This is a genomic window from Bacillus sp. FSL M8-0071, assembly GCF_037975455.1.
GTDB lineage: Bacteria > Bacillota > Bacilli > Bacillales > Bacillaceae > Bacillus > Bacillus subtilis.
Map to the genome: position 1 here is coordinate 263,324 of NZ_CP150256.1, position 12,200 is coordinate 275,523.

Sequence of the window (12,200 nt, forward strand, 5' to 3'; positions counted from 1 at the left end):
AGCGCTTACAGATAGAGGCTGTATACACAAATAACAGGAGGTTATGTTGATGAGCCGTATCAGAAAAGCACCCGCTGGAATTTTAGGTTTTCCGGTTGCTCCTTTTAACACACAAGGAAAACTGGAGGAAGAAGCTCTTTTTCAAAACATTGAGTTTTTGCTGAATGAGGGCTTGGAAGCGATTTTTATCGCTTGCGGGTCTGGTGAATTCCAATCTCTCAGCCAGAAGGAATATGAGCAAATGGTGGAAGTCGCAGTCTCGGCAGCCGGAGGAAAGGTGCCGGTCTACACGGGGGTGGGCGGCAACCTCAGCACAGCGCTTGAATGGGCGCAGCTGTCGGAGAAAAAAGGCGCCGACGGCTACTTGATTCTGCCTCCGTATTTGGTGCATGGCGAACAGGAGGGGCTGTACCAGTATGCGAAAACGATTATTGAAAGCACTGACTTGAACGCGATTCTTTATCAGCGCGATAACGCCGTTCTCTCTGTTGAACAGATCAAACGTCTGACCGAATGTGAACAGCTTGTCGGTGTCAAAGACGGGGTAGGAAACATGGATTTGAATATCAACCTCGTCTATACGATCGGCGACCGCTTAGGATGGCTCAACGGAATGCCGATGGCTGAAGTGACGATGCCGGCTTATCTGCCGATCGGGTTCCACTCTTACTCTTCAGCGATTTCAAATTATATCCCGCATATTTCGCGAATGTTCTATGATGCATTGAAAAACGGAAATGACGAGCTTGTGAAGGAACTCTATCGGCATGTGATTCTGCCGATCAACGACATTCGCAAACAACGAAAAGGCTACGCCGTATCCTTGATTAAAGCCGGTATGGAAATCATGGGTTTGAATGTAAGGAATACAGCCAGACCGCCTGTCGGCCCGGTTGAAAAAGATCATTATCAGCAATTGGAAGCAATTTTGAAGCAGGCGGCTGACCGTTTTCCGAAAAAAGCCGCGACGGTTTGACCAGAAAAAACACGAAAGGGGCAATGGGCATGTCTGTGATCACGGAACAAAACACGTACCTCAACTTTATTAACGGAGAGTGGGTTAAGTCTCAATCAGGCGATATGGTCAAGGTCGAAAACCCTGCCGATGTGAATGATATTGTCGGATATGTACAGAATTCAACGGCTGAAGATGTGGAACGTGCCGTCGCCGCCGCCAATGAAGCCAAAACGGCTTGGAGAAAGCTGACGGGTGCCGAGCGCGGCCAATACTTATACAAAACAGCGGATATCATGGAGCAGCGCTTGGAGGAAATCGCCGCCTGTGCAACGCGTGAAATGGGTAAAACATTGCCGGAAGCGAAGGGAGAAACAGCCCGGGGGATTGCCATTCTGCGCTATTACGCCGGAGAGGGCATGCGAAAAACGGGTGACGTCATTCCGTCTACTGACAAAGACGCGCTCATGTTTACCACCCGTGTTCCGCTCGGTGTGGTCGGCGTGATTTCTCCGTGGAACTTCCCAGTGGCGATTCCGATTTGGAAAATGGCGCCGGCATTGGTATACGGCAATACCGTTGTCATCAAACCGGCGACAGAAACAGCTGTGACATGCGCGAAGATCATTGCCTGCTTTGAGGAAGCGGGGCTCCCGGCAGGGGTCATCAATTTGGTGACAGGCCCGGGTTCTGTTGTCGGGCAGGGGCTTGCTGAGCATGACGGTGTAAACGCCGTTACGTTTACCGGTTCAAATCAAGTCGGAAAAATCATCGGGCAAGCCGCTTTAGCGAGGGGAGCTAAGTACCAGCTTGAGATGGGCGGCAAAAACCCTGTTATCGTAGCTGATGACGCTGACCTTGAAGCTGCGGCTGAAGCTGTCATAACGGGGGCCTTCCGTTCAACCGGCCAGAAATGCACCGCGACAAGCCGTGTCATTGTACAAAGCGGAATTTATGAGCGCTTTAAAGAAAAACTGCTCCAGCGCACAAAAGATATTACAATCGGAGACAGCTTAAAAGAGGATGTCTGGATGGGACCGATTGCCAGCAAGAATCAGCTTGATAACTGCCTGTCATACATTGAGAAAGGCAAACAGGAGGGGGCTTCCCTTTTAATAGGAGGAGAAAAGCTGGAGAACGGAAAGTATCAAAACGGCTATTATGTTCAGCCTGCCATCTTTGACAATGTGACATCTGAGATGACAATTGCCCAGGAGGAAATTTTCGGTCCGGTGATCGCCTTGATCAAGGTGGACTCGATGGAGGAGGCGCTGAACATTGCCAATGATGTGAAGTTCGGTTTAAGTGCATCCATCTTCACGGAAAACATCGGCCGAATGCTTTCTTTCATTGATGAAATCGATGCCGGACTGGTTCGGATCAATGCAGAAAGCGCAGGTGTTGAGCTGCAGGCGCCTTTTGGCGGCATGAAGCTGTCGAGCTCCCACTCCCGAGAACAGGGTGAGGCAGCGAAGGACTTTTTCACAGCGATCAAAACCGTTTTTGTGAAGCCGTAATGGTGCTGGAAAGAGGCATGCGTCTCTTTCCCAGCTTTATCACAGCCAGCATATGATTCTCTACTTTGAAAAGGAGAAGATACTATGAAAAAAGACTTTGCGAGTGTTACACCGGCGGGCAAAAAAACGTCCGTGCGCTGGTTCATCGTGTTTATGCTGTTTCTTGTGACCTCTATTAACTACGCGGATCGAGCGACGCTTTCCATCACCGGAGATTCCGTCCAGCATGATTTGGGATTGGACTCGGTCGCCATGGGATATGTCTTTTCTGCCTTTGGCTGGGCCTATGTCATCGGACAGCTTCCGGGCGGCTGGCTGCTGGACCGTTTTGGTTCAAAGACTATCATTGCGTTAAGCATCTTTTTCTGGTCGTTTTTTACGCTGCTGCAAGGGGCGATTGGCTTTTTCTCCGCCGGCACAGCGATTATCCTGCTGTTTGCACTGCGTTTTCTGGTTGGTTTATCAGAAGCGCCTTCATTTCCCGGAAACGGCAGAGTTGTTGCCTCATGGTTTCCAAGCTCCGAGCGCGGGACAGCTTCAGCCTTTTTTAATTCAGCACAATACTTCGCAATCGTCATTTTTTCTCCTTTAATGGGCTGGCTTACCCACTCTTTCGGCTGGCATTCCGTTTTCGTTGTCATGGGTATTGCAGGCATTCTTCTGGCTGTCATCTGGCTAAAAACGGTGTATGAACCGAAAAAACATCCGAAGGTTAATGAAGCTGAGCTTGCGTACATCGAACAGGGCGGCGGGCTGATTTCCATGGATGACAGTAAAAGCAAACAAGAAACAGAATCGAAATGGCCGTATATCAAACAGCTGTTAACGAACCGCATGCTGATTGGCGTGTACATCGCGCAATACTGTATTACGACTCTCACCTATTTCTTTCTCACATGGTTTCCGGTATATTTGGTTCAGGCCCGCGGCATGTCTATTCTTGAAGCTGGGTTGGTCGCTTCCCTGCCGGCGCTGTGCGGATTTGCCGGCGGCGTCCTTGGGGGCATTGTGTCAGACATCTTGCTCAAAAAAGGCCGTTCACTGACCTTTGCAAGAAAAGTGCCAATCATTGCCGGCATGCTGCTGTCTTGCAGTATGATTGTCTGCAACTATACAGATTCAGCGTGGCTTGTCGTTGTTATTATGTCGCTCGCGTTTTTCGGAAAAGGCTTCGGCGCATTGGGTTGGGCTGTCGTGTCGGACACGTCTCCGAAAGAATGTGCAGGATTAAGCGGCGGTTTGTTCAACACTTTCGGCAATATTGCCTCGATTACAACACCGATTATTATCGGATACATTGTTAATGCCACTGGATCTTTTAATGGCGCGCTTGTGTTTGTCGGCGCTAACGCGATTGCGGCGATCCTCAGCTATTTGCTGCTGGTCGGGCCGATCAAACGGGTCGTGTTAAAGAAACAAGAACAAGACCCCGATCAATCGTTGCCTGTCTAATATTTATGAAAGCGCTTTATAAAGGGAGGAAAATGCATGAGTTCACCGATACAAGAGCAGGTTCAAAAAGAGAAAAGATCGAATATTCCCTCAATTACTGAAATGAAGGTGATTCCTGTTGCGGGACATGACAGCATGCTGCTGAATCTAAGCGGAGCACACAGCCCGTTTTTTACCCGGAATATCGTAATCTTAACGGACAGCAGCGGAAATCAGGGAGTCGGCGAGGTGCCTGGCGGAGAGCATATTCGCCGCACACTGGAGCTTTCAGAGCCGCTTGTTGTCGGAAAATCTATCGGTGCGTACCAAGCGATATTGCAAACGGTCAGAAAGCAGTTTGGCGATCAGGACAGGGGAGGGCGAGGAAACCAGACGTTTGATTTGCGCACCACTGTGCACGCCGTCACCGCACTGGAAGCGGCTTTGTTAGATTTGCTTGGAAAGTTTCTTCAGGAACCGGTCGCGGCTTTGCTGGGCGAAGGGAAGCAGCGTGATGAAGTAAAAATGCTCGGTTACCTCTTTTACATCGGCGACCGAAAGCGGACGACCTTGCCGTATCAAAGCGATGAGCAGTCAGATTGTGCGTGGTTCCGTCTGCGCCATGAGGAAGCGCTGACGCCGGAGGCCATTGTGCGTCTTGCCGAATCCGCACAGGAGCGCTATGGCTTTCAGGATTTCAAGCTGAAAGGCGGGGTGCTGCGGGGAGAAGAGGAAATCGAAGCTGTTACCGCATTATCGAAACGTTTTCCAGAGGCAAGGATCACTCTTGATCCGAACGGGGCATGGTCATTAGAGGAAGCTATTGCATTATGCAAAGGAAAGCAAGATGTGCTCGCATATGCGGAAGATCCGTGCGGGGATGAGAATGGCTACTCCGCTCGTGAAGTAATGGCTGAATTCCGCCGCGCGACAGGGCTTCCGACTGCGACAAATATGATTGCGACTGACTGGCGGGAAATGGGTCACGCGATTCAGCTCCACGCGGTCGATATACCGCTGGCTGATCCGCATTTTTGGACGATGCAAGGGTCGGTGCGGGTTGCGCAAATGTGCCATGATTGGGGTTTGACATGGGGCTCGCACTCCAACAACCACTTTGATATTTCCCTAGCGATGTTTACCCATGTGGCAGCAGCGGCTCCGGGGCGCATCACGGCGATTGATACCCATTGGATCTGGCAGGACGGGCAGCGATTAACGAAACAGCCTTTTGAGATTTCTTCTGGCTGTGTCAAGGTGCCGGATAAGCCTGGACTAGGCGTCGATATTGATATGGAACAAGTGGAAAAAGCGCATGAGATCTATCGGAAAATGAATTTAGGCGCACGGAATGACGCGATCCCAATGCAGTTCCTGATCCGCAACTGGGAATTTGACCGGAAGCGCCCGTGTCTTGTGCGATAAGTTTGATTGTAAATATTGTCATATCCGCTATTTTGTCTTACAATTGAACAACTGAAGGGAGAGTTGTTCGTGTACGAAGGTTTAGAGGATTTGAAAGTCGATACAGTCAATCGGAAAACATTAGCCAAGCAGGTCATCGAACGGATTGTCCATTTATTATCGAGCGGACAGTTGAGGGCCGGAGACAAATTGCCGACAGAAATGGAACTGATGGACATTTTGCATGTCAGCAGGCCGGTGCTTAGGGAGGCGCTCAGTTCACTTGAAACGCTGGGCGTCATTACGAGAAAAACACGAGGGGGCACATATTTCAACGATAAAATTGGCATGCAGCCATTTTCAGTCATGCTTGCTTTGGCCACTGATAATCTTCCGGCTATCATTGAAGCGCGGATGGCGCTAGAGCTCGGGCTCGTGACAATTGCCGCGGAAAAAATCAATGAGGAAGAGCTTCAGCGTTTGCAGAAGACGATCGACGATATTGCCAACAGCACTGACAATCTTTATGGTGAAGCGGATAAAGAGTTCCATCGAATTATTGCGTTAAGCGCCAATAACCCCGTCGTTGAAGGGATGATTCAGTCCCTGCTGATCACCCATGCTAAAATTGACAGCCAAATTCCGTACAGGGAGAGAGATGTAACGGTTGAATATCACAAAAAAATCTACGACGCCCTTGCCAAAAGAGATCCGTACAAAGCACATTACCACATGTATGAGCATCTGAAATTTGTCCGTGACAAAATTCTAAAAGGAATGGATGAAAAATAATGGTGAGCAACTGCAGTTGAAACGTAAGAGCTGCGGTTTTTTTTAAACCAATTTAGAAAACGCTTACTAATATATGAGGAGTGATTTTCATATGGCGATGAACCTCAGGAAGAACCAAGCCCCCCTTTACATCAAAGTGCATGAAATAGATAACACCGCGATTATTGTAAATGATGGAGGACTGCCAAAGGGCACTGTTTTCTCATGCGGGCTCGTACTTGAAGAGGATGTTCCTCAAGGCCATAAGGTGGCCCTCACCGATCTCAATCAAGGGGATGAGATCGTGCGTTACGGAGAGGTGATCGGATTTGCTGATGAGACGATCAAACGCGGGAGCTGGATACGGGAAGCCCTCGTGAGAATGCCCGCTCCTCCGGCGTTAGACGATCTTCCTCTCGCAAACAGGGTGCCGCAGCCGCGGCCGCCTCTTGAAGGCTACACTTTTGAAGGATACCGTAATGCGGATGGCAGTGCGGGGACAAAAAATATCCTCGGCATCACGACAAGTGTTCAATGTGTTGTTGGCGTTTTGGATTATGCAGTCAAACGAATAAAAGAAGAGCTGCTGCCGAAATACCCAAATGTCGATGACGTTGTGCCGCTGCATCATCAATACGGATGCGGCGTGGCGATCAATGCGCCCGACGCTGTCATTCCGATCCGCACGATTCAAAATCTTGCGAAGCATCCGAACTTCGGCGGTGAAGTAATGGTCATCGGATTAGGATGTGAAAAGCTCCTCCCGGAAAGAATTGCCCCCGAAAATGATGATGACATTCTATCGCTCCAGGATCACCGAGGTTTTGCGGCGATGATCCAATCCATTTTGGAAATGGCGGAGGAACGGTTAATCAGGCTGAACAGCAGAACCCGGGTGTCATGCCCTGTTTCGGATCTGGTTATCGGCCTGCAATGCGGCGGCAGTGATGCGTTTTCCGGCGTGACGGCGAACCCTGCCGTGGGGTATGCGGCTGATTTATTGGTTCGCGCAGGTGCAACGGTTTTGTTTTCTGAAGTGACAGAGGTGCGGGATGCCATTCATTTATTAACGCCGCGGGCTGTCAGTGAAGAGGTCGGACAATCGCTGATCAAAGAGATGAAGTGGTATGACAGCTATCTTCGGCGGGGAGACGCAGACCGTAGCGCAAACCCGTCACCAGGCAATAAAAAAGGCGGATTATCCAATGTGGTGGAAAAAGCGTTAGGTTCGGTAGCGAAATCAGGCACAAGCCCCATCTCCGGCGTGCTCGGCCCTGGTGAAAGAGCAAAGCAAAAAGGCCTGCTGTTCGCGGCGACACCGGCAAGCGATTTTGTGTGCGGCACCCTGCAGCTGGCTGCGGGCATGAATTTGCAGGTGTTTACGACAGGGAGAGGAACACCATATGGCCTGGCTGCTGCGCCGGTTCTGAAAGTATCGACGCGGCATTCCTTATCAGAGCATTGGGCTGATTTAATCGATATCAATGCCGGCCGAATCGCGACAGGAGAGGCCAGTATCGAAGACGTAGGCTGGGAAATCTTCAGGACGATTTTGGATGTGGCAAGCGGCCGCAAACAAACGTGGGCAGACCGTTGGGGTCTTCATAATGATTTGTGCTTGTTTAATCCTGCTCCAGTGACTTGATTCATGTTTTTATAGCGGAAAGATGGAATATGCTGTAAAATGATAATCGACAAACAAAGAACGGAGGGGTTCCAGCATGGCATTCATTAGATTCCGAGTGACACGAATTCAATAGTGAACAACTCTCGCCTGAATGCGGGAGAATCGGGATGAATCCGCCTATGTATAAGCCCTTATATGGTTATCAAAAAAGAGGGTGGCGTGCCTGCCCTTTTTTGTGCCTTCAAGCATCCCTTCTCTCTACTGCAGGCCTGAGCATGAGAAAGGGGAAATGGGATGACAAACCTTAACGAAATACAGCTTATCACTGAGATTGTCGGGCTTGCACGCAGCCAAGGTTTGACGGTTCATTCTGAGAACGCGCAATTGAATGAAACCGGAATGGACTTTCAAGTTGTATTTGCCAAGGACGACACAGGTATGCCATGGGTGCTGCGAAAACCGCGGCGAAGTGATGTTGTGGAAAGAGCATCTGCAGAAGGCATAACGCTTGCCTTTCTCCGCGCGAATCTGACTGCTGATGTGCCGGATTGGAGAATTCATACACCGGAATTGATCGCTTACCCAATGTTAAAAGGAACGCCGGCTGCTGGAATTGATTTGGAACAAAAGCAATATGTTTGGAATATGAATCATCAGCCGCCATCAGACGATTTTGTCCGTACACTTGCTGGCATACTGGCTGAATTACATGGCACGGATCAAATATCTGCTGGGCAATCCGGAATAGAAGTGATAAGGCCAGAAGATTTCAGGCAAATGACAGCAGACTCTATGGTTGATGTGAAGAATAAGCTTGGCGTATCTACGACGCTTTGGGAAAGATGGCAAAAGTGGGTAGATGATGATGCATACTGGCCGGGTTTCTCTTCTTTGATACACGGCGATCTCCACCCGCCGCATATCCTTATCGATCAAAATGGACGTGTCACAGGACTTCTGGATTGGACAGAAGCGAAGGTTGCTGACCCAGCCAAGGATTTTGTTCTTTATCAAACCATTTTCGGAGAAAAAGAAACTGCCCGTTTGCTTGAATACTATGATCAAGCAGGCGGCCGAATATGGGCAAAAATGCAGGAACACATTTCAGAGATGCAGGCGGCGTATCCGGTGGAAATCGCCAAGCTAGCTCTGCAAACACAGCAGGAGGAACACATCAATATGGCGCTGGAAGCACTTGGTGTAACGTCGGATTAAGAATTGACTTCATTTCAAGAACCAAGTATTATAAACTTTACAAATAATAGAACGGATTAACAATCGTGAGGAAGAGCAAGTACGCATCAGAATGGAGGTTCAGAGAGTCGGTGGCAGGTGTGAACCGATCCTTCCCTGATGCCGAATGGGCTTCTGAATTGCTTTGCTGAACGGATAGTAGGCGATGCCGGGTTTCTCTCCCCGTTACCAAGAGAGGAGTATCGAAACATAGGTTTTCTGTACTTAGAGTGAACGGCTGTATAGCTGTTAATAAAGGTGGTACCGCGAGACCCTCGTCCTTTGCATAGGACGGGGGTTTTTTGTGTTTCTTAAAGGAGGTGACGGCCAATGGACGATGGCTGGTGGTGGCATAGCAGATGAGTTAGAAAGGAGGATATCAAATGGTCATTGCAACTGATGATCTTGAGGTCGCATGTCCTAAATGTGAAAGAGCGGGAGAAATCGAAGGAACACCTTGCCCGGCCTGCAGCGGAAAAGGTGTTATTCTGACTGCTCAAGGATATACGCTTCTGGATTTTATCCAAAAGCATTTGAATAAGTAAAGGAGAAAAGCTGAGCTGAGATGAGAGCAGAAGAGCAGAGTAAGATTCGTGAGGCCGTAGCAGGTACGATTTTTTTGCTGATCGGAACAGTTTGTTTTGCGTCTAAATCGATTTGGATAAAATGGGCATACCAAATGGGTGCTGAGCCAGATGCCGTGCTGCTATACAGGCAGCTGCTGGCTGTTCCGCTGTTTTGGCTGATTTTTTTAATATACCGACCTCCAATGCCAGACGGTAAGAAAAAAGGAGACCTATGGAAGGCTTGTGGCGCGGGAGTGTTTTGTTTTTTTCTGTCTCCCTTGCTTGATTTTATCGGGCTGAACCATGTATCCGCAATGGTTGAACGTATATTGCTGATGAGCTATCCGTTGTTTGTGTTTGGATTCGCCGCGTGTCGTGACCGGAAAATGTCTTCAATTCAGGACCTTTTCGCAGTTCTGGCGGTCATGTTTGGGCTTTTCTTGGCGCTGGGCGGCTGGAATGCTGAGCTTTTTCAGGCGAATATGATTGGAGCTGTATTCATTTTGTTATCTTCGGCAGTCTATGCTGGTTATCTTGTCCTTTCCGGGCATCTCGTCCATCAAATCGGGGGGATCCGTCTCAATGCATACGGGATGACAGCTGCTGGAGCTGCCATGATGCTTTACACAGGGATAAAATCGGCGGCTGGCATGAATACGCCAATGGCAGCATATCCGCTTTCTATGTATGGTTTGTTCGCGGTAATGGCAGTCGTAACCACTGTGATTCCATTTGTGCTAATGCTTGAGGGTCGGGGCACAGCGAGCCGCCGCCATTTCAATGGCAGGGCCTTTCCTGACGATTTTCTATGGAGCTTTATTTCTCGGTGAACGGCTTCGGCTTATTCAAGTCATTGGATCCACTGCTGTATTCTTTGTCATTACGGGCATGGAATACAGGAAGCTGAAAACAGGAAAAAAAGAATAATTTATATAAAACACACACGTTTTTCAATTACAATAAGTGTAATTACGTGTGTGTTTTTTGATTTTGTAAAGGTTAGGTGAGAAGATGCAGCGCATATTGCTTGTAGAAGACGACCACTCAATCAGTGAAATGGTGGATCATTATTTAACAAAAGAAGGCTTTGGAATTGTGCATGCTTTCGACGGAGAAGAGGGTATCCGGCTGTTTCAGCAGGGTTCATACGATTTGGTCCTCCTTGATATCATGCTCCCGAAGCTGAACGGAATGGATTTTCTGAAAATCATCCGGGAAAAAAGCAATATACCGGTCTTAATGATTTCGGCAAAAGACGGAGATGTAGACAAGGCATTGGGACTGGGTTTTGGGGCGGATGATTATATCGCCAAACCGTTTTCTATGATTGAGCTGACAGCCAGAGTAAAAGCCGCGATACGGCGGGCGACGCAATATTCGGCAGAGGAGCCGGCTGTGAATAAGGTGATCCGGATTCACCAGCTTGCGATAGATATAGACAATGTTTCCGTTTTGAAAAACGGAGAGCCGCTTCAGCTGACGTCAACAGAATGGCAGCTGCTGTGCTTATTTGCATCAAATCCTAAAAAAGTGTTTACGAAAGAACAAATCTACCGTTCCGTTTGGAATGAAGAGTACTTTGATGATCAGAACATCATTAACGTACATATGCGGCGGCTCAGAGAAAAGATTGAGGATGACCCCTCCTCCCCTCAATATATTAAAACGCTATGGGGCATCGGTTATAAATTAGGAGAGTTTTAGAATGACAGTGCTATGGGTGGCCGCTGTCATCGCTCTGGCGTGTCTGAATGTGATTCAATTCATAATGAAAAAGAAGCGGGACGGGAATCTGGCTTACACGGCTGACCAGCTTAGCTACATGCTCAGCCGGGATTCGGCAGGACAAATTTTGCTTCCTACAGACGATCATGCGCTCAAAGACTTGCTTGTTAACATCAATCTTTTCCTTGAGAATCGTCAGCAAATCAGTGCCCGGTTTGCGAAAACAGAGCAATCCATGAAGCGGATGCTGACCAATATGTCGCACGACCTGAAAACGCCGTTAACGGTCATTCTCGGTTATATCGAAGCCATTCAAAGTGACCCGAACATGCCGGACGAAGAGCGGGAAAGATTGCTGGGGAAGCTCCGCCAGAAAACAAATGAACTTATTCAGATGATCAACTCCTTTTTTGATTTAGCGAAATTAGAATCTGAAGATAAAGAGATCCCGATCACCAAAGTACATATGAACGACATATGCAAACGAAATATCCTGCACTATTATGACGCTGTTCAGTCAAAAGGCTTTCAAGCAGCCATCGATATCCCGGATACGCCGGTGTATGCGCAGGCGAATGAAGAGGCTCTGGACAGAATCCTGCAAAACCTATTGTCCAATGCGATTCAATATGGCGCGGCCGGCAAGTTAATCGGCATGACGCTGTCTTATGATGAGAGGAACATCGCCATCACCGTATGGGATCGCGGAAAAGGGATTAGTGAAACCGATCAGCAGCGGGTGTTTGAGAGGCTGTACACACTTGAAGAATCCAGAAATAAAGCATTTCAAGGAAGCGGACTGGGTTTAACCATCACAAAACGGCTTACAGAAAAAATGGGAGGCACCATATCCGTCCAAAGCAAGCCGTACGAACGGACTGCATTTACGATCACATTGAAACGCATGACATATTAATCGTAAGAATTTCTTAAGGTTTGAGAAATAAAAATGACAGGGCTCGCCGCTACAA

Annotated in this window: 10 protein-coding genes, 1 pseudogene and 1 other annotated feature; all 11 genes and pseudogenes read left to right on the plus strand. The window is 48.6% G+C overall.

What is annotated here, in order from left to right:
- The first annotated feature begins 49 nt into the window (after positions 1-49).
- The gene (kdgD, locus tag MKX71_RS01440) at positions 50-976 is read left to right on the plus strand and encodes a 5-dehydro-4-deoxyglucarate dehydratase (protein ID WP_014475678.1); all 927 of its coding nucleotides are present in this window, start codon (positions 50-52) and stop codon (positions 974-976) included.
- A gap of 29 nt (positions 977-1,005) precedes the next feature.
- Positions 1,006-2,472 carry an alpha-ketoglutaric semialdehyde dehydrogenase GucD gene (gene gucD, locus MKX71_RS01445; RefSeq protein ID WP_064672055.1) on the plus strand — a complete coding sequence of 489 codons (1,467 nt, stop codon included), beginning with the start codon at positions 1,006-1,008 and terminating at the stop codon, positions 2,470-2,472.
- 84 nt (positions 2,473-2,556) lie between these two features.
- Entirely contained in the window at positions 2,557-3,924 is a 1,368-nt protein-coding gene (gudP, locus tag MKX71_RS01450; protein WP_064672054.1) for a glucarate transporter GudP, read from the plus strand.
- Positions 3,925-3,960: 36 nt separating this feature from the next.
- Positions 3,961-5,328 carry a glucarate dehydratase gene (gene gudD, locus MKX71_RS01455; protein WP_339231659.1) on the plus strand — a complete coding sequence of 456 codons (1,368 nt, stop codon included), beginning with the start codon at positions 3,961-3,963 and terminating at the stop codon, positions 5,326-5,328.
- A 69-nt stretch (positions 5,329-5,397) separates the two neighbouring features.
- On the plus strand, positions 5,398-6,099 hold the full coding sequence (locus MKX71_RS01460; RefSeq protein ID WP_003234813.1) for a FadR/GntR family transcriptional regulator: 702 nt from the start codon (positions 5,398-5,400) through the stop codon (positions 6,097-6,099).
- 91 nt (positions 6,100-6,190) lie between these two features.
- Entirely contained in the window at positions 6,191-7,723 is a 1,533-nt protein-coding gene (gene garD, locus MKX71_RS01465) for a galactarate dehydratase (RefSeq protein ID WP_339231660.1), read from the plus strand.
- Positions 7,724-7,999: 276 nt separating this feature from the next.
- The gene (mphK, locus tag MKX71_RS01470) at positions 8,000-8,920 is read left to right on the plus strand and encodes a macrolide 2'-phosphotransferase (RefSeq protein ID WP_212060590.1); all 921 of its coding nucleotides are present in this window, start codon (positions 8,000-8,002) and stop codon (positions 8,918-8,920) included.
- 56 nt (positions 8,921-8,976) lie between these two features.
- Positions 8,977-9,224: a binding site (T-box leader), on the plus strand.
- A 97-nt stretch (positions 9,225-9,321) separates the two neighbouring features.
- Entirely contained in the window at positions 9,322-9,483 is a 162-nt protein-coding gene (rtpA, locus tag MKX71_RS01475) for an anti-TRAP regulator (RefSeq protein ID WP_003234807.1), read from the plus strand.
- A gap of 20 nt (positions 9,484-9,503) precedes the next feature.
- Positions 9,504-10,431 (plus strand): annotated as a pseudogene (locus tag MKX71_RS01480) (DMT family transporter).
- 96 nt (positions 10,432-10,527) lie between these two features.
- Positions 10,528-11,208 carry a two-component system response regulator YcbL gene (gene ycbL / locus MKX71_RS01485; protein WP_009966453.1) on the plus strand — a complete coding sequence of 227 codons (681 nt, stop codon included), beginning with the start codon at positions 10,528-10,530 and terminating at the stop codon, positions 11,206-11,208.
- Between the two features lies 1 nt (position 11,209).
- Positions 11,210-12,145: a two-component system sensor histidine kinase YcbM gene (ycbM, locus tag MKX71_RS01490; RefSeq protein ID WP_129092910.1), complete on the plus strand. Its 936-nt coding sequence runs from the start codon at positions 11,210-11,212 to the stop codon at positions 12,143-12,145.
- The last annotated feature ends 55 nt before the right edge of the window (positions 12,146-12,200 follow it).